This window comes from Pseudomonas sp. CH235 (assembly GCF_004368175.1).
In the GTDB taxonomy this organism is placed as follows: Bacteria; Pseudomonadota; Gammaproteobacteria; order Pseudomonadales; family Pseudomonadaceae; genus Aquipseudomonas; species Aquipseudomonas paraglycinae.
In genome coordinates this window covers 208,630-234,464 of record NZ_RRZJ01000004.1, presented here as the reverse complement: position 1 = coordinate 234,464, position 25,835 = coordinate 208,630, and the positions used below count along the sequence as shown (strand labels likewise).

Sequence of the window (25,835 nt, the reverse complement as noted above, 5' to 3'; positions counted from 1 at the left end):
CGGCACTCTAGTGATCGAAAGTGCCGATGCTGCGTCCGCGTCCACCGTTGATCTGCCGCAACTGCGCCTGCAGATGCAACGACCAGATCTGTGGATCATTGGCCAGCTCATAGCCATGCATCGTCAGGCTTTCAACGATGGTGTCGAGAATCGACTCGGCGGCGATCGGCCCGTGAAACGGGCCCTGGGCCTTGATGGCGGAAGGTTGTTCACCGGCCATGCCGGCGGCGAAGAGCAACGTCCACATGCCGTTATCGCCGGCCAACGGCTTGATGGCGCATTCGATACGGGTCACGAGACCCAGGCATTGACGGGTAAGACAGAGGTTGCGCGACATGGCGGCGACCCTCGGTAAAGCCGGTGTTCAGCCCTTGCTGAAGAGCTGTTTCGATCCAGTGATACTGTCGATGTCCTTGAGCAGAGAATAGAAGAAAAGTCCGGCGCGCAAGCCGCACAGAACCAGAAGGCGCCGAATGGTCATTGTGTGAATATTGACGCCAGAGTGATGGCACTTTTGCCGACGTTCGCGACAAAACAAAAACGGGAGCCAAGGCTCCCGTTTTTTGACTGCCGCTGACTCAGGCCGGCTTGGCCTCCGCCAGCGCCTCCTGCGCCAGTTCCTTCTCGGCCTCTTTCAGATCCTCTTCGCTGATCATCTCGGCAATCACCCGCAGGCGCTCCACTACCCGCGCGTTGACGCTGCCTTCCGGGAATTCGCCCTCTTCGTTCGGCTCACCGGCCGGCTCGCCCACCAGCAGGCTCAACGCTTCGTCGGCCTGACGCACCGCGTAAACGTGGAACTGCCCGGCACGCACCGCCGCCAGTACTTTCTCATCGAGCATCAAGGTGGCGACGTTGGCCTGCGGAATGATCGCGCCCTGTTCGCCCGTCAGCCCGCGTGCTTCGCAGAGACGGAAGAAGCCTTCGATCTTCTCGTTGACCCCGCCCACCGCCTGCACTTCACCGAACTGGTTGATCGAGCCGGTGATCGCGAAGCACTGCTTGAGCGGGGTTTTCGACAACGCCGAAATCAGCGTGCACGCCTCGCCCAGCGACGCACTGTCGCCATCGACGTAGCCGTAGGATTGCTCGAGCGCGATGCTCGCGGAAATCGCCAGCGGGAATTCCTGGGCGTAACGGCTGCCCAGATACCCGGTGAGGATCATCACGCCCTTGGAGTGAATCGGCTGGCCAAGGTTGACCTCGCGCTCGATGTCGACGATGCCGCTGCCGCCCGGGTACACCGTGGCGGAAATCCGCGCCGGCACACCAAACGCCGAGTCGCCGACTTCGAGCACGGTCAGCCCGTTGCACTTGCCGACTGCGGCGCCGTCGGTGTCGATCAGAATGATCCCCGCCAGCATGTCATCGAGAATCCGCGCCGACACCCGACCGGTACGAGTAGCCTTGGCCTTCAGGGCACGCTCGATGTGGCCGGCGTCGGTCATTTCATCATTGGCCAGATGCCGGATGAAATCCGCCTCGCTGACCAGCTGGAACAGATCGCCGATCCGCGCCGACAAACGCCCCTGGTGTTCGGCCAGACGCGCACTGTAAGTCGCCAGACGCGCCACCGCGTCGGCGGTCAGCGGCGCCATGCCTTCTTCCGAAGTACGGGTTTTCAGCAACTGGGCGAACTGCTCCAGGCTTTCGTCGACCATCGGGATGTCTTCGTCGAAGTCCACCAGAACGCGGAACATCTCCTGGAAGTCCGGATCGAGGTCCTGCAACGTGTAATACAGCTGACGGGCGCCGATGATGATCACTTTGACCTGCAACGGAATGTGCTGCGGGTTGAGCGTCACGGTGGCGAAACGGCCCATCTCGCCCAGCGGCGATTCCATCTTCAGCTTGCGCGATTGCAGGGCGCGCTTCAGCGCATCCCATACGAATGGCTCGCCGAGCATTTTTTCCGCTTCAAGAATCAGGAAACCGCCGTTGGCGCGGTGCAGTGCACCCGGACGCAACTGGCGATAGGTGGTGTAGAGCGCGCCCTGATCGGTGGTGTACTCGATACGGCCGAACAGGTTTTCGTAGGTCGGATGCGGCTCGAACACCACCGGCGCACCGCCGCTGGCTGGATGACCAACCACCAGACTCGGGGCGTATTGCTCTTCCAGCAGCTTGCGGGCGACGGCGTCGGTCTTGCTGTCATCGACCAGTTGCTCGACCACGGTTTTCAGCAGATAGACCTGCATCGCTTGCAGGTAACCGCAGACGGCAGCGTTTTCCGCGTACTTCTCCGACAGCGGTGCGAGCAAGGGCTGCAAGGCCAGGGTGATGGTTTCTTCGTTGAGCTGACGCAGTTGGTTGCTCGACTCGCGCTTCCACTGCGGCAGGCTGGCGAGTTCTTCGTTCAGGCGTTCTTCGAGGCCGGAAATATCGTCGTGAAAGCGTTCGCGCTCGGCTTCCGGCAACTGGGCGAATTCGGCTTCGTCCAGCGCCTTGCCTTCAAGCATCGGGGTGAAGGCGATGTTGCTGCTGTCGCGGTACAGGGCGACGTCTTTTTCCAGGGCCAGACGTTCGATGACGTCCAGCGCCTTGTCGTAGCGCTGGTTGAAGGCGCGGTCGATGGCGCTCTTCTTCTGCTGGTAGGACGGGTGTTCGAACACCGCAGGAAAGGTCGCCAGCAGGTTATCGATCAGGCCGTTGATATCGCCGATGAAGGCACCCGCGCTGCCCGACGGCAATTCCAGGGCGCGGGGCTCGCGCGGCTCATCGAAATTGTTGACGTAGACCCAGTCCGCCGGGGTCTGCAGGCGTTTGCCTTCGGCCTTCAGGTAGCGTTTGACGAACGAGAAACGGCCGGTGCCGGGCTCGCCCATGACGAACACGTTGTAACCGGGGCGTGGCATGGCCACACCGAACTGCAAGGCTTCGACCGCACGTTCCTGGCCGAGCACACCGCGAAAGGGCTCCAGATCATTGGTGGTAGTGAAGCTGAACTGTTCAGCGGAAAACGGACGGGTCAGCGCTTCGGGCGCTAGACGCAAGCTGGCAGCAACAGGATCAGGCATCGGGCTTCCTTAACAATCAGGCGGGGCAGATAGCGGCATTCTGGCGCTGCCCGAGCCCCACTGGCAAGGCGCGCCACACGACAAAGCATAGACAACCGGCCAACCATGACCCAGCCCCAGTGAAACCGGGGTTATCACCAAATCTTTTGTAAAAAATCACGGAACCCCGGGAACGTGCCTAAACTCCAAACTGCGCGGCTGGAACTAATACCGGCCCACTGGCTTCGTTTTGATCTGTTTCGTACAGAGCTTGGGGGGCCAGAACCCTGTCCATTGGTATGCACATAAAGAGAACAAAGCTATGAAACGGATTCTTCTCGGTACTCTCTTCACCGCTGTATCCATCAACGCAATGGCGCAAGCTCCAGGCGGCCCGGATTGCGGTTGGGGCAACATGCTGTTCGAAGGTCAGCGTGGCACTCCGGCTCACTTCCTGGCATCCACCACCAACGGCACCTCCGGCAACGCCACGTTCGGCATGACGTCCGGCACCAACGGTTGCTCCACCAACGCTTCGCTGACCTATGGCGGCAAATCCTGGTTTGCCATGAATGGCATGATGAACGAGCTGTCCGAAGACATGGCAAAAGGCAACGGCGAAGCGCTGACGACCTATGCCGTGGTACTGGGCGTGGCGCCGGAAGACCGTGCGCACTTCGCCGCCGTCACTCACGAGCACTTCCAGCAGATCTTCAGCAAGGCTGACGTGACCGCTGAAGACGTGCATACCAACACCCTGGCCGTTCTGAAGGCAGACCCACGTCTGGCCAAGTACGCGACTCAGGCTTAAGCTCGACCCACCCGCTTCTTTCGGGAAGCGGGTTTTATTTTTTCGGCCCGCCCTCCTTGGGTCTTTGTTTCTTTCGACTTAAGTTGCCATTTATGCTCAAACGCCTTGCCTGGTTGGCGCTGTGTGTCTGCGCCCCGCTGTCCGCCGCGCCTCACATCGACCCTCAACGTTTGCAGCAACTGGCCAACGACCGCTTCTGGATTTCCCTCGGTCATTACGAAACCGCCAAGCTCGGTGGCTGGCGCAGCTATGTCAGCGACAAAAAATTCTTTCTTGCCCCCGATGGCAACGACCACCCCGACCACGAACTGGCCGCCACCGTGCAAGCGCTGTACGCCCCGGCCAGTCTCGGTGAGCAACACGCCCAGTGCGTTTACCCGGCACGCACCCGCTGGTTGAAAGATCAACTCAACCTGACCGGCTTGCCGACGCCGGACTGCGCCGAATTCAAGAAGTGGTTCAAGGACGTCTCGCCCCACAGCGCGGTGATGATTTTCCCGGCGGCCTACCTCAACAGCCCGTCGTCGATGTTCGGCCACACCCTGCTGCGCATCGACCAGGCTGACGTGCAAAGCGACAAGACTTCTCTGCTCAGCTACGCGATCAACTTCGGCGCCTACATCGAAGGTTCGGACAACAGCATCCTGTACGCCTGGAAAGGCCTGATGGGCGGGTATCCGGGGCTGTTCGCGCTGGTGCCCTATCAGGAAAAACTCTCGGAATACCGCAGCCTGGAAAACCGCGATCTGTGGGAATACCGGCTCAATCTGACGCAAGCCGAAACCGCGCGAATGGTCGAGCATGTGTGGGAGCTGAAGCAGATCCAGTTCGATTACTTCTTCTTCGATGAAAACTGCTCCTATCGCCTGCTGGAACTGTTGCAGGTGGCGCGCCCGAGCCTGCGCCTGACCGAGCAATTCCCGCTGACGGCGATCCCCACCGACACCGTCAAAGCGGTGAAGGAAGCCGGGCTGGTCGAGCACATCGAATATCGTCCGTCCCGCGAGCGCGAACTGCTCAGCCGTGCCGAGCCCCTGAGCGGCGAAGAACAGGACTGGGTGCTGAAAGTCAGCGCCGACCAGCAGCAATTGCAGGATCCAGCCTTCCAGGCCCTGCCCCGGGATCGCCAGGCGCTGATTGTTGACGCGGCGTATCGGCTGGAGCGCTACCGCGCCAACGGCCAGGAGCGTGATCCACAGCGAGCGCAACGCAGTTTCGAATTGCTGCGAGCGATCAACAAGAACCCGGCGCCGGAGCTGCAAATTCCCCAACCGGGCCTGCCCGAGGACGGCCATGAATCGCGCACCTGGCAGGCCGGTCTCGGCACTCGGGGTGACCGCGCGTTCGGCGAGTACGGCTTGCGCATGGCCTATCACGACCTCAACGACAACGCCGAGAGTTTCCCCCTCGGTGCGCAGATCGAAATCCTGCAGATGAAGCTGCGCCAGTACGAAGGTAATCACTGGCAATTCCAGCAACTGGATCTGGCGAGCATCCGCTCGCTGACGCCGCGCAACGCGCTGTTGCAGCCGTTGTCGTGGCAAGTCACCGGTGGTCTTGAACGGGTTCCGGGCAAGCACGATGACGAGACGCTGGTCAGCCACGTCAACGGTGGCGGCGGCGGAACCTGGGCGTTGGGTGACGATGTGCTGGGTTTTGCCCTCGGCACGGTGCGCGTTGAACACAATAATGATTTCGCCGAGTTCGTTTCCCCCGCAGGCGGTTTCAATACCGGCGTACTGTGGAAAAACCCGTTGGGCAATCTCAGCCTGGAGGCCAAAGGCGATTACTTCTTCAACGGTGAAGTGCGCCGTAGCCTGAGCCTGAATCAGCAGTGGGAATTGTCGCGCAACCTCGGCCTGCGCCTGAGCGCCCAGCGTGAGTTCAGCCATCTGGCCACGCCGGAGACCGAAGTGATGCTGGAAGTGAAGTGGTATCACTACTGAGGTTTTGATCTTTCTTTCACGACCCATCGACGAATCCGCTTCTAGACTTTCCTTATCAGCCGTTTGACGGCCCGGGAGAGTGTGATGTGGCGGTGTGTGTGTTTTGCGGGCGTGTTGCTGTTGCTGGGTGGCTGTCAGAGCACCCACGAAGATCTGATTGCCAAGGGTTATCCACCGGCGTTCGCCGACGGTTTCGATGACGGTTGCATCAGCGGTCGTCAGGCGGCCGGCTCGATCAGCGGCGAGTTTCGCAAGAACGTGCCGCGTTATCTCAAGGACAAGCAATACGCCGAAGGCTGGAGCGACGGCTTCCGCCAGTGTCAGGCGATGCTGGAAAACAAGGACCGCGAACAGTATCGCAACGAGCACTGGGACGAACGCGAGCGCGCCTGGCAGCAGGAGAAGGATCAGGGCGCCGCGCGGGCTTATCGTTCGCCGTAGGTCGCTTCCAGACATCCAGCGAAACCTTTTGCCTGCGACCATGGCCCAACGGCTATAACAGGAGCCCACCATGAGTCGCGCTTTCGTCAACGAAGACAATGCCGCTGCGCAAGCCGATCAGCCGGTCGAACGGCAGGTCAGCACACAGCCCAATTACGTCACGCCGCAAGGGCTTGCCCAATTGCAGGCAAAAGTCGCCGAGCTGCAAAGCCTGCACGCCGAGCAGTCGGCCAAGGGCGAACAGGCTGACAAACAGCGGCTGGCCGATCTCGAACGGGATTTGCGATATTTCAATCAACGGGTCGGCAGCGCTCAGGTCGCACCGACCCCGACATCTACCGACAAGGTGCAGATCGGCAGCTGGGTGACCTACGCCGACGAACACGACACCGAGCACCGGGTGCAACTGGTCGGTGAAGACCAGGCCGATGCGGCCAACGGCCTGATCAACTGGGCCTCACCGCTGGGCCGTGCGCTGCTTGGCGCGCGGCTCAACGATGAAGTGCTGTGGCAGCGCCCGGCAGGCGATCAACTGATCGAAGTGATCCGCATCGAGCGCTCTTGAACCCGGTTGCTTAAACCACGCCTTGGGCGAGCATCGCGTCGGCGACTTTGACGAAGCCGGCGATGTTCGCGCCTTTGACGTAGTTGATCCGGCCGTTTTCCTCGCCGTAGTGCACACAGGCGTGGTGGATCGACTGCATGATCCCGTGCAACTTGCTGTCCACTTCGCCCCCGGTCCACAGCAGGCGCATGGCGTTCTGCGACATCTCCAGCCCACTGACCGCTACGCCACCCGCATTCGAGGCCTTGCCCGGCGCAAACAGAATACCGGCCTCGATAAAGATATCCACAGCCTCGAGGGTGGTCGGCATGTTCGCGCCTTCGGCCACACAGAAGCAGCCGTTGCGCAGCAAGGTGCGGGCGGATTCGGCGTCGAGCTCGTTCTGGGTCGCGCATGGCAGCGCGATGTCGCACGGCAACGACCATGGCAATTGACCGGCGCGGAATTCCAGGCCGAATGCTGCCGCCAATTCGCTGATCCGCCCGCGCTTGACGTTCTTAAGTTCCAGCAGCGCCAGCCACTGTTCTTCGCTCAGGCCCGCCTCGCAATACAGCGTGCCTTCGGAGTCGGACAGGGAAATCACTTTGCCGCCCAGGTCCATCACCTTGCGGGCTGCGTATTGCGCGACGTTGCCGGAACCGGAGATCGCCACACGCTTGCCTTCGACGGTCTGCTCGCGGCGCTTGAGCATTTCTTCAGCGAAATACACGCAACCGAAACCAGTGGCTTCCGGACGAATCAGGCTGCCGCCGTAGGTCATGCCCTTGCCGGTCAGCACGCTGGTGAACTGGTTGCTCAGGCGCTTGTACTGGCCGAACAGGAAACCGATTTCCCGGGCGCCGACACCGATATCACCGGCCGGCACGTCCACGTCGGCACCGATGTGCCGGTACAGTTCGCTCATGAATGCCTGGCAGAAACGCATGACTTCGGCGTCGCTCTTGCCCTTCGGATCGAAGTCCGAGCCACCCTTGCCGCCGCCCATGGGCAATGAGGTGAGGGAGTTCTTGAAGGTCTGTTCGAAGGCGAGGAATTTCAGCACGCCCATGTTCACCGAAGGATGGAAGCGCAAACCGCCCTTGTATGGGCCGATAGCGCTGTTCATCTGGATGCGGAAACCGCGATTGACCTGGACCTTGCCCTGATCGTCGACCCACGACACCCGGAACACCACCGCCCGCTCCGGCTCGCAGATGCGCTCCAGAATTCCCGAGGTCAGATAGTGCGGATTGGCTTCGAGAAACGGCCACAGGCTGCGCAGGACTTCTTCGACGGCCTGGTGGAATTCGGGTTGATCCGGATCGCGTTTTTTCAGACGGGCGAGGAAGGATTCGACGGATTCGATCATGGGAAAATTCTCGGCAGATTTGTTGTCGTTGGAAGCGATTGAGCCGGACTGTAACAAACGACATGTACACAGCAACAGACAAAAATGTCGCATTTATGAAAACAAATAGTACACAAGGTATAAAACAGTCTGCATTGCAGGCAAAAAAAAGCGGAGCCCGAAGGCTCCGCTTTTTCATGCAACCAACCCGTAATCAGGCCAGTTTCTTGTGGCGTACCCGGTGTGGCTGGGCCGCTGCTTCGCCGAGGCGCTTTTTGCGATCGGCTTCGTACTCGGTGTAGTTGCCTTCGAAGAACACCGCTTGCGAGTCGTCTTCGTACGCCAGGATGTGAGTTGCGACGCGGTCAAGGAACCACCGATCGTGAGAGATCACAATGGCGGCGCCCGGGAAGTCCAGCAGGGCTTCTTCCAGGGAACGCAGGGTTTCAACGTCGAGGTCGTTGGACGGTTCGTCGAGCAGCAGGACGTTGCCGCCCTCCTTCAGGGTCAGCGCCAGGTGCAGACGACCGCGCTCACCACCGGACAGGTCCTTGACGAACTTCTGCTGATCGCCGCCCTTGAAGTTGAAGCGACCGACGTAGGTACGCGACGGGATCTCGTAGTTGCCGATGCGGATCTGGTCGGAACCGTCGGAGATCTGCTGGAACACGGTCTTGCTGCCGTCCAGATCTTCGCGGCTCTGATCCACGCAGGCCAGTTGTACGGTTTCGCCGATTTCGATGCTGCCGGAGTCCGGGGTTTCCTTGCCCATCAGCATGCGGAACAGGGTCGACTTACCGGCACCGTTACCGCCGATCACGCCGACGATGGCGCCTTTCGGCATGGAGAACGACAGATTGTCGATCAGCACGCGATCGCCGTAGCCCTTGGTGACGTTCTTGAATTCGATGACCTTGTCGCCCAGGCGCGGACCGGCCGGGATGTAGATCTCGTTGGTTTCCGAACGCTTCTGGAATTCCTGCGACTGCATTTCTTCGAAGCGTTGCAGACGTGCCTTGGATTTCGACTGGCGGGCCTTGGCGCCTTTGCGCACCCACTCCAGTTCTTCCTTCATGGCTTTTTCGTGAGCCGATTGCTGCTTGGATTCCTGGGCCAGACGATCGGACTTGGCTTCCAGCCAACCCGAGTAGTTGCCCTCGTAAGGAATGCCCGCGCCGCGGTCGAGTTCCAGAATCCAGCCGGCGACGTTGTCCAGGAAGTAACGGTCGTGCGTGATCGCTACCACAGTGCCCGGGAAGTCGTGCAGGAAGTGTTCGAGCCACGCAACGGAGTCGGCGTCCAGGTGGTTGGTCGGTTCGTCGAGCAGCAGCATGTCCGGGGCGGACAGCAGCAGACGACACAGGGCCACACGACGTTTTTCACCACCGGACAGGTGCTCGACCTTGGCGTCCCAGGCCGGCAGACGCAGCGCATCGGCGGCGACTTCCAGCTGGCGCTCCAGGTTGTGACCGTCGCTGGCCTGCAGGATCGCTTCGAGCTTGGCCTGTTCGGCGGCCAGCTTGTCGAAGTCGGCATCCGGGTCGGCGTAAGCGGCGTAGACCTCGTCCAGACGCGCTTGCGCATCCTTGATCACGCTGACCGCTTCCTCGACCACTTCACGCACGGTCTTGGTCGGATCCAGTTGCGGCTCTTGCGGCAGGTAACCGATGTTCAGTTCCGGCATCGGGCGCGCTTCGCCCTCGAACTCGGTGTCGACGCCGGCCATGATTTTCAGCAGCGTGGATTTACCCGAACCGTTGAGGCCGAGTACGCCGATCTTGGCGCCGGGGAAGAAAGACAGCGAAATGTTTTTCAGGATTTCCCGCTTCGGCGGAACAACTTTGCCCAGCCGATGCATGGTGAAGACGTATTGAGCCATGGAGAACCTTGGGTCAGTGACAGATGAATGATTGGAGCGCAGGCGATGCCCGGCCAGACCGATGCGCGTCGTTCACTTGATGGTCATCAATGCGTGCGCGCTGAAAAAGTCTGAGTCTAGGAGCTGGAACGCTCCCGCGTAACCGGCAAAGCTACCTGAATGACCGGTGGCAGTCCAGCCGAGTGGGGCTGGCACTTCGCCACAACTCAAGGCATGCTAGCCGCCCTTGGGCGTCCGGCTTATAGTGCACGTCGCGCCAGTCCAGCCAGACCGCAGGATTACAGCTTGTCCAACGTCACTCCGCCAGCCTCTGTGAGCAGCACCCAACCGGCGCCCGGCTCGTCCCTGCGCGGAACATTGAAAGGCGCGCTGGCGACGCTGGTGCTTTTGCTGCTGGCGCTGCTGTTCTGGCAGCTGCTCGATCAACTGCGTGAAACCCAGAAAAACCAGCGTCAGTACACCATCGACTACACCGCTGACCTCGCCGCACAGGTCAGCCTGAACATGGCGTTGAACGCGCAGATCGCCCTCAACCTGCTACCGATCGTCGAACAACCGCAGTCGGCCGACGAACAGCAGGCGCTGCTGCGCAAACTTCAGAAGTCGCTGCCCGACCTGCGCAGCCTGGCCCTGCTCAGCCCCTCCGGAAAAATCCTCAGCGACAGCGCGACTGACAGCCAAGACGCCGATTACCTCAGCGATCTGGTACGCCGCAGCCGCGCTCAGGCGCATTATTTCAGCAATGACGACGACGGCTCGGTGGTGCATCTGCTGTTGCATCAGGCCAGTGGCAGCACTCGCGGTTACTGGGCACTGCGGCTGACACCCACCTTCTTTAAAGCACTGACCAAACAAGGCGAAACCGGTATCCGTCCCCTGTGGCTGGTGGAAAATCGCATCAACCATCAGATCATCAGCCGCGACGAAGCGATGCCCATCGGCAGCACCAGCGTCCTGACCCCGGACGATCTGGCCAACAGCGTGCTGACCGTGCCGCTGAGCAGCAGCGACTGGCAACTGCGTGGCCTGTTCGACCGTCAACATGTGCTCGAACAACTGCTGCCGGCGTTCATCGGCAAATGCCTGTTGGGCCTGGCGCTCTCGCTGCTGCCGTTCATCGCGCTGCTCAATATGCGCCGCCGTCAGCGTCAGGTGCATGAAGGGCGTCGGCGTTATCAGGATATTTTCGAAGGCACCGGCGTGGCGTTGTGCGTGCTGGATCTTTCGGGGCTCAAGCTGATTTTCGAGAAAGCCCAGATCCAGACCAGCGACCAGCTCAAGGCCTGGCTCGACCAGCCGGCGCAGCGCCAGCAATTGCTCCACGAACTGCGGGTCACCGAGGTCAACCAGGTCGCGCTGCAACTGCTCAATGTCAATTCCTGCGATCACGCCTGGCAACTGTTGATCGACGGTCAGCCGCACAGTCAGTGCGCCATCGGCAATCAGGTGCTCGACGCCGTGCTCCAGCAGCAAAAGCAGCTGGAACTGGAAATCAAACTCCCGGACATCAATGGCCGCGACCAGCACCTGTGGCTGGTGCTGCGCCTGCCGCAGGAACAGCACGACTACAAGGCCGTGATCCTGAGCATCAACGACATCACCAGCCGCAAGCTGATCGAACTGTCGCTGCTGGAGCGCGAAGGTTTCTGGTCGGACGTGGTGCGTACCGTGCCGGATCACCTGTATGTGCAGGACGTGATCAGCCAGCGGATGATCTTCAGCAACCACCACCTCGGCCAGACCCTCGGTTACAACCGCACCGAACTGCATCAGATGGGCGAGTACTTCTGGGAAATCCTCCTGCACCCGGAAGACGCCGACTATTACCATCGCTCGCGGCAGATGCAGCGTCACGCTGGTTACAGCCAGTTGTTGCAATGTCAGCTGCGCTTCCGTCATCGCGACGGCAAGTGGCGGCGCTTCGACATTCGCGAACAGGCGCTGGCCCGGGACAAGCACGATCAGGTCACGCGGATCATCGGCGTGGCCAAGGACATCACCGAGCAGATCGAAGCCAGCGAATCGTTGCGCGACAGCGAACAACGCTACCGGATGCTCGCCGAAAGCATCAGCGACGTAATCTTCTCCACCGACAGCAAGCTCTCGCTGAACTACGTCAGCCCGTCGGTGCAAGCGGTGCTGGGTTATGACGCCGAATGGATTTTCCAGAACGGCTGGCAGTCGACCATCGCCAACCCGCAGCAACTGAGCGGCATCTATCACCTGATGGATCGCGTCAGCAAAGCTCTGGGCAAACCCGAGCAACTGGTGATTTTGCGCAGCCAGGTGCAGACCCAGATGTTCCTGTTCGACTGCCTGCGCGCCGACGGTCGCAAGATCCCGATCGAACTGCGTCTGGTGCTGGTGTGGGACGAACATGGCGCCTTCGAAGGCGTGCTCGGGGTCGGTCGCGATATTAGCCAGCAGCGCCGTGCGGAGAAAGACCTGCGCATGGCGGCCACGGTATTCGAGCACTCGACTTCGGCGATCCTGATCACCGACCCGGCCGGTTACATTGTCCAGGCCAACGAGGCGTTCAGCCGGGTCAGCGGCTACGCGGTGAGCGAAGTGCTCGACCAGTTGCCGAACATGCTGACCGTCGACGAACAGCAGGACGCGCACCTGCGCTACGTGCTCAAGCAGTTGCATCAGCACAGCACCTGGGAAGGTGAAGTCTGGCTCAAGCGCCGCAACGGCGAGCATTACCCTGCATGGGTCGGCATCACCGCCGTGCTCGATGACGAGGGCGATCTGGCCAGTTACGTGTGCTTCTTCAGTGACATCAGCGAGCGCAAGGCCAGCGAGCAGCGGATTCACCGCCTCGCCTACTACGACGCCCTGACTCACCTGCCGAACCGCACGCTGTTCCAGGATCGCCTGCACACCGCGCTGCAATCGGCCGAACGGCAGAAGTCGTGGGTGGTGCTGATGTTCCTCGACCTCGACCGATTCAAACCGATCAACGACTCCCTCGGTCACGCCGCCGGCGACCGCATGCTCAAGGACATGGCCACGCGCTTGCTGGCCTGCGTCGACGATGACGACACCGTGGCGCGGATGGGCGGCGACGAATTCACCCTGTTGCTGCAACACCGCTCCAGCCGCGAAATGGCACTGAACCGTGCGATCCACGTGGCCGAGCAGATCCTTGCCAGTCTGGTGCGACCGTTCGTGCTCGAAGGCCGCGAGTTCTTCGTCACCGCCAGTATCGGCATCGCCCTGAGCCCGCAGGACGGCAACGAACTCAGCCAGCTGATGAAGAACGCCGACACCGCGATGTACCACGCCAAGGAGCGCGGCAAGAACAACTTCCAGTTCTATCAGGCCGACATGAACGCCAGTGCGCTGGAGCGTCTGGAGCTGGAAAGCGATCTGCGCCACGCGCTGGAGCAGAACGAATTCGTGCTGTATTACCAGCCGCAGTTCAGCGGCGACGGCAAACGCCTGACCGGCGCCGAAGCCCTGCTGCGCTGGCGTCATCCGCGTCGCGGGCTGGTGCCGCCGGGGGATTTCATCCCGGTGCTCGAAGAACTCGGGCTGGTGGTGGACGTCGGCGACTGGGTGATCAGCGAGGCCTGCCGTCAGCTGAAGACCTGGCACCAGAGTCGCGTGCGCGTGCCGAAGGTCTCGGTGAACATTTCCGCCCGGCAGTTCTCCGATGGCCAGCTCGGCACGCGGATCGCCACCATCCTCAAGGAAACCGGCCTGCCGCCGGCGTGCCTGGAGCTGGAGCTGACCGAAAGTATTCTGATGCGCGAAGTCAGCGAGGCGATGCAGATCCTTGCCGGCCTGAAGAACCTCGGCCTGAGCATCGCGGTCGACGACTTCGGCACCGGTTACTCGTCGCTGAACTACCTCAAGCAATTCCCGATCGATGTGCTGAAAATCGACCGCACTTTCGTCGACGGCCTGCCGTCCGGCGAGCAGGACGCGCAGATCGCCCGGGCAATCATCGCCATGGCCCACAGCCTGAATCTGGCGGTGATCGCCGAGGGCGTGGAAACCCATGAGCAACTGGACTTCCTGCGCGAGCATGGTTGCGACGAGGTTCAGGGTTATCTGTTCGGGCGGCCGATGCCGGCGGGACGGTTCGAGGCGCAGTTCAGCAATGATGCGCTGTTCATGTTCGACTGAAGACCAGCGGCGTGATCTTCGCGAGCAAGCTCGCTTCCACAGGGATTGATGTCGATCACAAAATCGCGGGGCGGCCTCGGTTATTGTGCGAACCGGCTGGTCAACGAAGGCCGGCACGGACGCCACATATCTGGTCATGAACGCCACTTGTCTGCGACATGATGTCGTTTCATATGCCATCCAAAACCCGATGGGTTAGAATGCCCCCCTTTTCTGCCCCCGATCCTTGAGGACCGCCATGTTCAGCCGTGATTTGACTATTGCCAAGTACGACGCCGATCTTTTTGCCGCCATGGAGCAAGAAGCCCAGCGCCAGGAAGAACACATCGAGCTGATCGCTTCGGAGAACTACACCAGCCCAGCGGTGATGGAAGCTCAAGGCTCGGTACTGACCAACAAGTACGCCGAAGGCTACCCGGGCAAGCGCTACTACGGTGGTTGCGAGTACGTCGACGTCGTTGAGCAACTGGCCATCGACCGCGCCAAGGAACTGTTCGGCGCCGACTACGCCAACGTTCAGCCGCACGCAGGTTCCCAAGCCAACGCCGCTGTCTACCTGGCCCTGCTGTCGGCCGGTGACACCATCCTGGGCATGAGCCTGGCTCACGGCGGTCACCTGACCCACGGCGCCAGCGTTTCCTCCTCCGGCAAGCTGTACAACGCCATCCAGTACGGCATCGACGCCAACGGCCTGATCGACTACGACGAAGTCGAGCGTCTGGCGGTTGAACACAAGCCGAAAATGATCGTGGCCGGTTTCTCTGCCTACTCGCAGATCCTCGACTTCCCGCGCTTCCGCGCCATCGCCGACAAGGTTGGCGCCTACCTGTTCGTCGACATGGCTCACGTAGCCGGTCTGGTCGCCGCTGGCGTCTACCCGAACCCGGTTCCGTTCGCTGACGTCGTGACCACCACCACCCACAAGACCCTGCGCGGTCCACGTGGTGGCCTGATCCTGGCCAAAGCCAACGCCGACATCGAGAAGAAGCTGAACTCCGCCGTATTCCCGGGCGCCCAGGGTGGCCCGCTGGAACACGTGATCGCCGCCAAAGCGATCTGCTTCAAGGAAGCACTGCAGCCGGAGTTCAAGGCTTACCAGCAACAAGTGGTGAAAAACGCCCAGGCCATGGCCGGCGTGTTCATCGAGCGCGGTTTCGACGTGGTTTCGGGCGGTACTGAAAACCACCTGTTCCTGCTGTCGCTGATCAAGCAGGAAATCTCCGGTAAAGACGCCGACGCCGCTCTGGGCAAAGCGTTCATCACCGTAAACAAGAACTCCGTGCCAAACGACCCACGCTCCCCGTTCGTCACCTCCGGTCTGCGCTTCGGTACTCCGGCTGTGACCACTCGCGGCTTCAAGGAAGCAGAGTGCAAAGAGCTGGCGGGCTGGATCTGCGACATCCTGGCTGACCTGAACAACGAAGCGGTGATCGACGCCGTTCGTGAGAAAGTCAAAGCCATCTGCAAGAAACTGCCGGTATACGGCGCTTAATTGCGACGTTAAAACCGCAGCATGAAAAACCGGCCAGTGATGGCCGGTTTTTTTTCGCCCGCAAAAAAGTTTCGAACGCTAAATGGCTCAAGGTCGGGGTCTCGCGCCCAACTGGTCAGACCGGTCATGCCAATTCGTCATTTTTCACTTGCGATCCGTAAAAAACAGCGCCTAGACTGCACCCGCACTGGACATACCGGTAAGACCACAATAATTAAGTCCTGAATCTGATGCGCCCCGCGCACGGCAGCCAGGACACCGACCAGGATTCCTCCCATGCTCAGATGGTGCTCGCGTTCAATCTTCCTCCAAGTGGTTCTCGGACTGGTGCTCGGCATCGTCTGCGGGCTGACCCTTCCTGAATACTCGGCCCAGCTCAAACCGCTCGGCGACGGTTTCATCAAACTGATCAAGATGCTCATCGGCCTGATCGTGTTCTGCGTGGTGGTCAGCGGCATCAGCGGCGCCGGCGACCTGAAGAAGGTCGGGCGCATCGGCCTCAAGTCGGTGATCTACTTCGAAGTGCTGACCACCATCGCCCTGGTGATCGGTCTGGTGTTCGCCTTCACCACCGGGATCGGCAGCGGCGCCAACATCCATCTGGAGCAGCTGTCCGCCGCCGACATGGGCGACATCGCCGAACGCGGCCAGCACATGCACACCACCACCCAATTCCTGATGGACCTGATCCCGACCTCGGTACTCGGCGCCTTTGCCGACAACAACATTCTGCAAGTGCTGCTGTTCTCGGTGCTGTTCGGCAGCGCGTTGAATCTGGTGGGCGAAGCGGCTTCCGGGATCTCGCGGCTGATCAACGAGCTCAGCCACGTGATCTTCCGGATCATGGGCATGATCGTGCGTCTGGCACCGATCGGCGTGTTCGGCGCCATCGCCTTCACCACCAGCAAATATGGCCTGGATTCGCTGCAACACCTGGGCAGTCTGGTCGGTTTGTTCTACCTGACCTGCATCGCTTTCGTCAGCGTGATTCTGGGTCTGGTGATGCGTGCCTCCGGTCTGCGCATGTGGCCGCTGCTCAAGTACCTGCGCGAAGAACTGCTGATCGTCATGGGCACCGCCTCCTCCGACGCCGTGCTGCCGCAGATCATGCGCAAGCTTGAACATCTGGGCATCGGCAGCTCGACCGTCGGGCTGGTGATTCCCACCGGTTACTCGTTCAACCTCGACGGTTTTTCGATCTACCTGACCCTGGCCATCGTATTCATTGCCAACGCTACCGGTACGCCGCTGGCCATGACCGATCTGCTGACTATTTTGCTGGTGTCGCTGATTACCTCCAAAGGCGCCCACGGCATTCCGGGTTCGGCGCTGGTGATCCTGGCGGCCACGCTGACGGCCATCCCGGCGATTCCGGTGGTCGGTCTGGTGCTGGTGCTGGCGGTGGACTGGTTCATGGGTATCGGTCGCGCGCTGACCAACCTGATCGGCAACTGCGTCGCCACCGTGGCCATCGCCCGTTGGGAAAAGGACATCGACGTGCAGCGGGCAAGCAAGGTGCTCAACGGCGAGCAGGGCTATAACTTTCAGCCTAGAAAAACGGTCGCTCAAGCGGCGGCCAAAGAATTCTGAATGAGCGCCGTGCCTGCGCCAATGCAGGCTCGGCTCATGGAGCGAACACGTGATTACTACATCAACCGTCGTCAACTCAGTGGTGGAAAAACTCCGGGCCGCGCTGGCCCGTGGCCAGTGGCGCTCCGGCGAGATGCTACCGGGGCAGCGCGAGCTGGCCGAGCAACTGGGCATCAGCCGCCCGAGCCTGCGTGAAGCGGTGATCGTGCTGGAAACCCTCGGTCTGGTGCGCTCGATGCCGGGCAAAGGCGTGGTGGTGCTCGACGCCCAGGCCAGTGACAGCCAAAGCCACGACAGTGCAGTGGCCGGCGCCAGCCTCGAAGACGTGCTGCAACTGCGCTACACCCTCGAACCGTTCATTGTCGGTCTGGTAGCGCAGTCGATCAGCAGCAAGGAAGTCGGGCAGTTGCGCCTGACCCTGATGGACATGCGCGAAGCCCTCGAAGCGGGTGACAGCGAGGCCGGGGTCAGCGCCTACATCGCGTTCCACGAGGAGCTGTTCACCCTGACCTCGAACCCGATTTTCCAGAGCGTGGTGCAACAGACCAGCAACGCCCTCAAGCAAAGCGCCGAAGTGCTGCGCAATTCGCCGGAGCACCTGGCCGAACGCCTTGAGGAAAACGAAGCCGTGGTGCGCGCGATCCGCAGCAAGAACAGCGCCCAGGCCAGCGCCGAAATGCGCCGGCACATTTTGCATGAAGGCCAGCGGATGGGTATCGAGCTGAATATTCCGGATGACAACCTGAGCCACTGAAACGCCTCACACTGGAGACCGGCCATGAACAGTCTTGCCACGCCGTCGCACCCTCGCCCGACCTCGACGGCCCTGCCCTTCTCCCGCCTGCATGCGCCGGTGGACGACCTGTATCCGCGCCTGTTCGACGCTATCCTCGAGCAACGCATCGATGCCGCCAGCCGTTTCACCGAAGAAAGTCTCAAGCAGATGTTCGGCGTCAGCCGCGCCGATGTGCGTCGGGTGCTGACCCAACTGTCCCACGAACAGATCATCGTACTGCGGGCCAACCATCGACCACGAGTGGCTGCGCCGGATGCCGAGCAGACACGTCAGGCCCTGCACGCCCGGCGTCTGGCCGAGAACACGCTGGTGCGATTGGCTTGTCAGCATGCGCAGGCTGAAGATCTGAAGCGCCTGCGAGCGTTGATCGAACGGGAGCGTCAGGCTGTGGATAAAGATCGGCGCGGGGCGGCGATTCGCTTGTCCGGGGAGTTTCATTTGCAGGTAGCGAAAATGGCGCGGAATGCACCGTTGGCGCATTTTCTCGGCACGTTGGTGCCGCTGACCTCACTGGCGATTGCGCGATGCACAGAAACCACGCACAGCTGTTGCGGCTGGCAGGATCACGCCCGGATCGTCGAGGCGATCGAGCGTGATGACGCTGCCGAGGCGGTGTCGCTGATGAACCGTCATCTGGATCACCTGGAGCAGACGATTCTCAGCGGCTCCACTCACTGAAAGCGCGGCGGACTCAGTTCGCCGCCACCCTGGCAAAACCCGCCCGGATTTTCTCTTCCGGCAAATCGTCGGCGATAAACACGATCACGCTTTCCCGCGCCTCGCCCTCGGCCCACTCGGTATCCCAGTCGAAGCCGTAGAGTTTCAGCACGCCCTGGAACACCAGCCGCCGATCTTCACCCGCAATGTTCAACACACCTTTGTAGCGCAGCAATTGCTTGCCGTGCTCTTCCAACAGTTCATTCATGAATTCGCTGAGCTGATCGATATCCAGCGGCTGATCGGTACGCAGCACCAGACTGGAAATCCGGTCGATGGATGGCGCCTTGCTCACCGGCCGCAGACTCACCCCGCCGCCGAGATCGGCATTCAGGTTGAAACCGCGCACATCGAGCAATTCGGCCAGATCGATGTTGCCGTGTTCGACCACGCGGATCGGTGCACGACGGTTGATGCGGGTCAGGCGTTCGCTGAGCGCGGTGAACGCGGCCTCGTCCACCAGATCGGTTTTGCTCACCAGCAAGCGGTCGGCAAAACCGATCTGCGCCTGGGCGATGGTCTGGGTCAGGTGCAGTTCGGCGTGAGCGGCGTCGACGAGGGTGATGATTCCGTCGAGCAGATAACGTTCGCGCAGTTCTTCGTCGATGAAAAAAGTCTGCGCCACCGGAGCCGGGTCGGCCAGGCCGGTGCATTCGATGACCAGCCGATCGAAGGCGATTTCGCCGCTGTCCAGCCGTTCGAGCAACAGGTACAAGGCCTTGGTCAAATCGGTGTGGATGGTGCAGCAGACGCAGCCGTTGGCCAGGGTCATGACTTGCACCGGCTCGTCGCCCAGCAATTGGGTGTCGATGCCGGCGTCGCTGAATTCGTTTTCGATCACGGCGATTTTCAGGCCGTGCTCGGCTTTCAACAGATGGCGCAGCAAGGTGGTCTTGCCGGCGCCGAGGAAACCGCTGAGCACCGTGACCGGGATGGGAGAAGACAAACTCGATCTCCTTCAATTGCACAAATAAAAATGGGAGCAGGCCGAAAGACCTGCTCCCACCTATCTCTGCTGAACCGCGATCAGCGGCTCAGCAGCACTTCGGCCCACCCTTGCCACCGTAACGGGCTTCCTGACGTTCGCGAAAGAACATCTCGTAGCTCATCACCGGTTTGTCCGGGTGTTTGGTCTGCATATGCTCGACGTAGGTGTCGTAGTCGGGCATGCCGACCATCAGGCGCGCGGCCTGACCGAGGTATTTACCGAGGCGACTCAGGTCATTGAACATGCTGCAATCCTCTGGTTACGCGTCCGGCAGGGCCTGGAATGGCGATTCTTTGTCCGTACGCTCTTTTTTGCCCCAGGCAGCGATGCCGACCTTGAGCGCATAGAACAGGATGCTGAATACCACGAACAGGAACAGCGCGGTCAATGTAGCGTTGGTGTAGGCGTTGAAGATCACGTGCTGCATCTGCTCGACGCTTTTCGCCGGCGCCAGCACCTGACCGTTGGCCAGTGCATCGCTGTACTTCTTGGCCAGCGACAGGAAGCCGATCGCCGGGTTGGCGTCGAACAGCTTGATGAAGCCAGCGGTCGTGGTGCAGATCAGCAGCCAGGTGGCCGGCAGCAGGGTGACCCAGATGTAGCGCTGGCGCTTCATCTTGATCAGGACCACGGTGCCGAGCATCAGCGCGATACCGGCAAGCATCTGGTTGGAGATGCCGAACAGCGGCCACAAGGTGTTGATACCGCCCAGTGGATCGACCACGCCCTGATACAGCAACCAGCCCCACATCGCGACACAACCGGCGGTGGCGATCAGGTTGGCGGACCAGGATTCGGTGCGTTTCAGCGCCGGTACGAAGGAGCCGAGCAGGTCCTGCAGCATGAAGCGACCGGCACGGGTGCCGGCATCGACTGCGGTCAGGATGAACAGCGCTTCGAACAGGATCGCGAAGTGGTACCAGAACGCCATGGTGTTTTCACCCGGCAGCACACTGTGCAGGATCTGCGCGATACCGACCGCCAGGGTCGGCGCACCACCGGCACGGGCCAGGATGGTGGTTTCGCCGATGTCATGCGCCACGGCTTGCAGGGCTTCCGGGGTAATTGCAAAGCCCCAGTTGCTGACCGCAGTTGCCACGGACACCACATCACCGCCGACCACGGCGGCCGGGCTGTTCATGGCGAAGTACACGCCTGGCTCGATCACCGAGGCAGCGACCATGGCCATAATGGCCACGAACGATTCCATCAGCATGCCGCCGTAACCGATGTAACGGGCGTTGGTTTCGTTATCCAGCAGTTTCGGCGTGGTCCCGGAAGAGATCAGCGCGTGGAAACCCGATACCGCACCGCAAGCGATGGTGATGAACAGGAACGGGAACAGACCGCCCTTCCACACCGGACCGGTGCCGTCGACGAACTGGGTCAGGGCCGGCATTTTCAGCTCGGGCATGGTCACCAGGATGCCGATCGCCAGGGCGACGATGGTACCGATCTTGAGGAAGGTGGAGAGATAGTCACGCGGCGCCAGAATCAGCCATACCGGCAGCGAAGCGGCGACGAAACCGTAACCGACCAGCATCCAGGTAATCTGCACGCCAGTGAAGGTGAAGGCCTTGGCCCAGACCGGATCGGCGGCAATCTGCCCACCCAGCCAGATCGAACCGAGCAGCAGCAACACGCCGACGACCGAGATCTCGCCGATGCGGCCCGGTCGGATGTAGCGCATGTAGATGCCCATGAACATCGCGATCGGGATGGTCGCCATCACGGTGAAGATGCCCCACGGGCTTTCAGCCAGGGCTTTCACCACGATCAGCGCCAGCACCGCGAGGATGATGATCATGATCAGGAAGCAGCCGAACAGCGCGATGGTGCCGGGGATACGGCCCATTTCTTCACGCACCATGTCGCCCAGCGAACGGCCGTTGCGACGGGTCGACATGAACAGAACCATGAAGTCCTGCACCGCGCCCGCCAGCACCACGCCGGCGATCAGCCACAGCGTACCGGGCAGGTAGCCCATCTGCGCCGCCAGTACCGGGCCGACCAGAGGCCCCGCGCCGGCGATGGCCGCGAAGTGGTGACCGAAGAGAATGTGTTTGTTGGTTGGAACGTAGTCCAGACCGTCGTTGTTGAGCACGGCGGGGGTGGCCCGACGCGGATCGAGTTGCATCACATTGTTAGCGATGAACAGACTGTAGTAACGGTACGCAACCAGATAAATGGCCACGGCGGCGACCACAATCCACAAGGCGTTGATCGCCTCGCCTCGGCGCAATGCCACTACGCCAAGGGCGCACGCTCCTACGATTGCCAGCAGCAGCCAGGGTAAGTGGCGTAGCAGGCTATTATTATTTTTCATTTTATTATTCCAGCCAGGGTGGACAAGAAAGACAGCCACCCCGAGTTTAGCGCTGTTGGCGGCAAAGGCCATACCCCGACATTGGTCTAGACAGTCCATTCGTTGGCATCACCCCGCCGGTCGGGTCTATAGTCAGCTGACCTTCCTGAGGATTGCGCCATGAGCGAGCACCCGTCCGAGCGTCGCCGCTTCAAACGTATCGCTTTCGATGCCCGAACCGAATTGAGCCAGGGCGAGTACATCTGGCCGGTGAAGCTGATCGATCTGTCGCTCAAGGGGCTGTTGATCGAGCGGCCCGAGCCCTGGCTGGGCAATTCCGAGCAGGATTTTTTCGTCGATATTCATCTGAGCGAGGACGTGCACATCGAGATGGATGTGCAACTGGCTCATGAAGATCACGGCCAGCTCGGTTTCGTGTGTCGGCATATCAGCCTGGAGTCGATTCAGCGCCTGCGTCGCCTGATCGAACTCAATCTGGCCGACGAAACCGAACTGGAACGCGAGCTCGCGGCGCTGATTGACGTCTGATCACTCGAACAACGAGTCCAGCGCCTGCTCCAGACGTGTCACAGCAATGATCTGCAAGCCTGGCGGCGCTTCTTTCGGCGCATTGCCCTTGGGCACGATCGCGCGCTTGAAGCCGTGCTTGGCGGCTTCCTTCAATCGCTCCTGACCGCTCGGCACCGGGCGCACTTCGCCGGACAGGCCGACTTCGCCGAACACCAACAAGTCATGGGGCAACGGCCGGTTACGCAGGCTCGACATGACGGCCGCCATCAACGCCAGGTCGGACGCAGTTTCCAGCACCTTCACCCCGCCGACCACGTTGAGGAACACGTCCTGATCGTGGGTCGGAATGCCGCCGTGACGGTGCAGCACCGCCAGCAACATCGCCAGACGATTCTGATCCAGACCCAGCGTGACCCGACGCGGGTTGGCCAGATGACTGTCATCCACCAGCGCCTGGACTTCCACCAGCATCGGCCGGGTGCCTTCCCACGTTGCCATCACCACGCTGCCCGGGACTTCTTCCTGAGCGCGGGTGAGAAAAATCGCCGAAGGGTTGGAGACTTCTTTCAGGCCCTTGTCGGTCATGCCGAACACGCCGAGTTCGTTGACCGCGCCGAAACGGTTCTTCACCGCCCGCAGCAGGCGCAATCGCCCGTCGGACTCGCCCTCGAAATACAGCACGGTATCGACCATGTGCTCCAGCACGCGAGGCCCTGCCAGCGCACCTTCCTTGGTCACGTGGCCGACCAGAAAAATCGCCGTACCGCTTTGCTTGGCGTAACGCACCAGCAACGCCGCACTCTCGCGAACCTGGGACACGCCGCCCGGCGCCGATTGCAGTTGTTCGGTAAAGATCGTCTGGATCGAGTCGATCACCATCACCTTGGGTTTTTCCTGACGGGCGGTGGCGATGATGGTTTCGATGCAGGTTTCGGTCATGACCCGCAGTTGATCCTGCGGCAGGCCCAGGCGGCGTGCGCGCATGGCGACCTGTTGCTGGGACTCCTCACCGGTGACGTACAGCGCCGGCATGCTCTTGGCGAGGTTGCACAGGGTCTGCAAGAGGATCGTCGATTTGCCGATACCGGGGTCGCCGCCGATCAGCACCACCGAACCGTCCACCAGACCACCGCCGAGCACTCGGTCCAGTTCGCCGGAGGCTGTGGAAAAACGCGGAATCTCTTCGATACTGACTTCGGCCAGGGTCTTGATCTGGGCCTGCTGTCCGGCCCAGCCGGTGCGCCCGCTCGGGGCGGCGGCACCGCCGCTCTCGACCATGGTTTCGGTCAGGGTGTTCCAGGCGCCGCATTCGCCGCACTGCCCGGCCCACTTGGGAAAGGTTGCGCCGCACTCGGTGCAGCCATACATGCGCTTGGCCTTAGCCATCTGAACCCCCGGCAAAAACCGCGATGATAACGCAGCCATCGTCGATCAGCGCGGCGCGTCGGGACGGATTTCTCCGCTGGCCAGACGCACGGCGCTGCTGCCGGTCAGTCCCCGGCAATTGCCGGGGCTTGAAAGGGTCGCTGTCAGTCGACCAGTTTGGCGGCCAAGGCCTTGACCCGATCCAGGTCACCCTTGGCCACTTTGGTCACACCGGCGCCGTACTCCGGATCCGCCTTATAAAGGAAGGACAGCATGATGTGCTTGCTCTCGTCATCGGCGCCCGCCAGCGAACCGCCAAAGCTTTCGATCAGATCCTGGCGTTCCTTCTTGCTGAACGAGCGATACAGATCACCGGCCTGTTTGAAGTTCTGTTCGCGCTGGATCTTCGCCTGTTGCGTGCTGCCCTGCAGCGCGGTCTGGCTGTATCGCGCAGCCGGGGTCTCTTCACGCGGCTGCAGACGGCTTGGCTCATAGTTGATGCCCGAGGTGCTCGCACCGGCATTCATCGCGCCATCCTGATTGCCATTGTTGACGGCGGTTTTGGCGGCATTGATCGGCAATTGCAGGGCGTTGGCGCCAAGGCGATACATCTGGGTGTCGGCATAGGCAAATATCCGACCTTGCAGCAGACGGTCCTCCGAGGGCTCGATACCTGGCACCACATTCGATGGAGCCATGGCCACTTGTTCGGTTTCCTGGAAAACATTAGCAGGATTGCGGTTCAAGACCATTTGTCCAACTTTTCGCTCCGGAACACCTGGCCAGATCTTGGTTGCATCAAGAGGATCGAAATCAAACTTGGACAAATCTTGCGGATTCAAGACCTGGATGTACAAGTCCCACTTGGGAAAGTTACCTTTGTTAATATTTGTTACTAAATCGTGAGTCATGTGACTGTAATCCCGGCCCTGAACTTGCACAACTTGTTGCGGATCGAGATTCTTGATGCCTTGCAAACTTTTCCAGTGAAACTTCACGTAATGGACTTCGCCTTTGGCATTGACCAACTTGTAGGCGTGCACACTATTGCCGTCCATCTCCCGATAACTGGCCGGGGTTCCCGAGTTGGAATACAGCTCAGTCAAAGTACGGGTGGCTTCCGGTACATGAGAGAAGAAGTCGAAGCGGCGCGAGTCATCGTCAAGGTTGGTGCGAGGATCGGGCTTGAAGGCATGCACCATGTCCGGGAACTTGATCGCATCGCGGATGAAAAACGTCGGGAAGTTGTTGCCCACCAGATCCCAATTGCCGTCGGCGGTGTAGAACTTGGTCGCGAAACCTCGAGGGTCACGCAGGGTTTCCGGAGAGTGATTGCCGTGAACCACCGCCGAGAAACGCACGAACACCGGCGTGACCTGGCCGGCGGTAAACACCTTGGCCTTGCTCAGATCGCTCAGATCGTTGGTCGCAGTGAACGTACCATGGGCACCAGTGCCTCGGGCATGCACAACGCGTTCGGGAAGGCGCTCGCGGTCGAAGCGTTGCAGCTTCTGGATCAGTTGCACGTCCTGCAACAGTACCGGGCCGTTGGCGCCGGCGGTTTGCGAGTTCTGGTTGTCGCCGACCGCCGCACCGTTGTCACGGGTCAGCGGCGCGGCATTCACGGAAAGGGTCAACAGGCTGGCGGCCAATACACCAACGGTGCGACGGGGAGTAATCCCTGAGCCAAGTGTGGAATTCATTTCAGGTTCCTCTGTTTTTTTGAGGCGCATCCAGGTGCGCCAGACAGAGGCTAGAAGCTCGATTCGCCAAACCTAAATAGAAAGATCACAACGCCGTGATTGAATATTTTTTCTTCGGAATCAGCGGCTTGAGGCGTATTCCGCGCGCGATTAGTGGCACTTTGCAAACTAATTGCGAAATGGTGTGTCGATAAAAACAGGCTTTGTAAGAAGGTGTTACGCGCAGGACGCGTTATGCTGATTTACACT

At 60.8% G+C, this 25,835-nt stretch carries 19 protein-coding genes; 10 read left to right on the top strand and 9 right to left on the bottom strand.

Annotated features, from left to right (window positions below):
* Positions 1 to 7 precede the first annotated feature (7 nt).
* The gene (locus tag EIY71_RS06655) at positions 8 to 337 is read right to left on the bottom strand and encodes a hypothetical protein (protein WP_007950969.1); all 330 of its coding nucleotides are present in this window, start codon (positions 335 to 337) and stop codon (positions 8 to 10) included.
* A 241-nt stretch (positions 338 to 578) separates the two neighbouring features.
* On the bottom strand, positions 579 to 3,017 hold the full coding sequence (locus EIY71_RS06650; RefSeq protein ID WP_085747708.1) for a Lon protease family protein: 2,439 nt from the start codon (positions 3,015 to 3,017) through the stop codon (positions 579 to 581).
* Positions 3,018 to 3,318: 301 nt separating this feature from the next.
* Between EIY71_RS06650 and EIY71_RS06645 the strand changes: the two genes are divergently transcribed.
* From EIY71_RS06645 to EIY71_RS06630, 4 genes are all read left to right on the top strand, one after another.
* Positions 3,319 to 3,807, top strand: a complete 489-nt coding sequence (locus tag EIY71_RS06645; protein ID WP_007950971.1) for a DUF3015 domain-containing protein — start codon at positions 3,319 to 3,321, stop codon at positions 3,805 to 3,807.
* Between the two features lie 92 nt (positions 3,808 to 3,899).
* Positions 3,900 to 5,753: a DUF4105 domain-containing protein gene (locus EIY71_RS06640; protein WP_134021045.1), complete on the top strand. Its 1,854-nt coding sequence runs from the start codon at positions 3,900 to 3,902 to the stop codon at positions 5,751 to 5,753.
* An 84-nt stretch (positions 5,754 to 5,837) separates the two neighbouring features.
* Entirely contained in the window at positions 5,838 to 6,194 is a 357-nt protein-coding gene (locus EIY71_RS06635; RefSeq protein WP_134021042.1) for a hypothetical protein, read from the top strand.
* Between the two features lie 70 nt (positions 6,195 to 6,264).
* Complete coding sequence (locus EIY71_RS06630) at positions 6,265 to 6,759, top strand: GreA/GreB family elongation factor (protein ID WP_134021039.1); 495 nt, start codon at positions 6,265 to 6,267, stop codon at positions 6,757 to 6,759.
* A gap of 10 nt (positions 6,760 to 6,769) precedes the next feature.
* Here the strand turns inward: EIY71_RS06630 and gdhA are convergent, their stop codons facing one another.
* Positions 6,770 to 8,107, bottom strand: coding sequence for an NADP-specific glutamate dehydrogenase (gene gdhA / locus EIY71_RS06625; RefSeq protein ID WP_134021037.1), 1,338 nt, complete (start codon positions 8,105 to 8,107; stop codon positions 6,770 to 6,772).
* Between the two features lie 193 nt (positions 8,108 to 8,300).
* Positions 8,301 to 9,965 carry an energy-dependent translational throttle protein EttA gene (gene ettA / locus EIY71_RS06620; RefSeq protein WP_007950976.1) on the bottom strand — a complete coding sequence of 555 codons (1,665 nt, stop codon included), beginning with the start codon at positions 9,963 to 9,965 and terminating at the stop codon, positions 8,301 to 8,303.
* 285 nt (positions 9,966 to 10,250) lie between these two features.
* Here ettA and EIY71_RS06615 point away from each other — a divergent pair, with 285 nt between their 5' ends.
* The 5 genes from EIY71_RS06615 to EIY71_RS06595 all read left to right on the top strand — a co-directional run bounded on the left by EIY71_RS06615 (position 10,251) and on the right by EIY71_RS06595 (position 18,655).
* Entirely contained in the window at positions 10,251 to 14,099 is a 3,849-nt protein-coding gene (locus tag EIY71_RS06615; RefSeq protein ID WP_085747704.1) for a bifunctional diguanylate cyclase/phosphodiesterase, read from the top strand.
* Between the two features lie 238 nt (positions 14,100 to 14,337).
* Positions 14,338 to 15,591: a serine hydroxymethyltransferase gene (gene glyA, locus EIY71_RS06610; protein WP_007950978.1), complete on the top strand. Its 1,254-nt coding sequence runs from the start codon at positions 14,338 to 14,340 to the stop codon at positions 15,589 to 15,591.
* 276 nt (positions 15,592 to 15,867) lie between these two features.
* Positions 15,868 to 17,181: a C4-dicarboxylate transporter DctA gene (locus EIY71_RS06605; RefSeq protein WP_134021034.1), complete on the top strand. Its 1,314-nt coding sequence runs from the start codon at positions 15,868 to 15,870 to the stop codon at positions 17,179 to 17,181.
* A 49-nt stretch (positions 17,182 to 17,230) separates the two neighbouring features.
* Positions 17,231 to 17,935 (top strand): FadR/GntR family transcriptional regulator, encoded by a 705-nt coding sequence (locus EIY71_RS06600; protein WP_134021031.1) that lies wholly within the window; start codon positions 17,231 to 17,233, stop codon positions 17,933 to 17,935.
* Between the two features lie 24 nt (positions 17,936 to 17,959).
* Positions 17,960 to 18,655 carry a GntR family transcriptional regulator gene (locus EIY71_RS06595; protein ID WP_129972804.1) on the top strand — a complete coding sequence of 232 codons (696 nt, stop codon included), beginning with the start codon at positions 17,960 to 17,962 and terminating at the stop codon, positions 18,653 to 18,655.
* 13 nt (positions 18,656 to 18,668) lie between these two features.
* On the opposite strand, the gene yjiA is transcribed toward EIY71_RS06595, so the two are convergent.
* The 3 genes from yjiA to EIY71_RS06580 form a co-directional block, all read right to left on the bottom strand.
* Entirely contained in the window at positions 18,669 to 19,640 is a 972-nt protein-coding gene (yjiA, locus tag EIY71_RS06590; RefSeq protein WP_085747701.1) for a GTPase, read from the bottom strand.
* 88 nt (positions 19,641 to 19,728) lie between these two features.
* Positions 19,729 to 19,926: a YbdD/YjiX family protein gene (locus tag EIY71_RS06585; RefSeq protein WP_003228401.1), complete on the bottom strand. Its 198-nt coding sequence runs from the start codon at positions 19,924 to 19,926 to the stop codon at positions 19,729 to 19,731.
* A 15-nt stretch (positions 19,927 to 19,941) separates the two neighbouring features.
* Positions 19,942 to 22,008, bottom strand: coding sequence for a carbon starvation CstA family protein (locus EIY71_RS06580; protein ID WP_007950983.1), 2,067 nt, complete (start codon positions 22,006 to 22,008; stop codon positions 19,942 to 19,944).
* 159 nt (positions 22,009 to 22,167) lie between these two features.
* Here EIY71_RS06580 and EIY71_RS06575 point away from each other — a divergent pair, with 159 nt between their 5' ends.
* Positions 22,168 to 22,536, top strand: coding sequence for a PilZ domain-containing protein (locus tag EIY71_RS06575; protein ID WP_085608710.1), 369 nt, complete (start codon positions 22,168 to 22,170; stop codon positions 22,534 to 22,536).
* Here the strand turns inward: EIY71_RS06575 and radA are convergent, their stop codons facing one another.
* Entirely contained in the window at positions 22,537 to 23,904 is a 1,368-nt protein-coding gene (gene radA, locus EIY71_RS06570) for a DNA repair protein RadA (RefSeq protein WP_007950985.1), read from the bottom strand. It lies immediately after the preceding gene.
* 143 nt (positions 23,905 to 24,047) lie between these two features.
* The gene (katB, locus tag EIY71_RS06565) at positions 24,048 to 25,586 is read right to left on the bottom strand and encodes a catalase KatB (RefSeq protein WP_134021028.1); all 1,539 of its coding nucleotides are present in this window, start codon (positions 25,584 to 25,586) and stop codon (positions 24,048 to 24,050) included.
* Positions 25,587 to 25,835 lie beyond the last annotated feature (249 nt).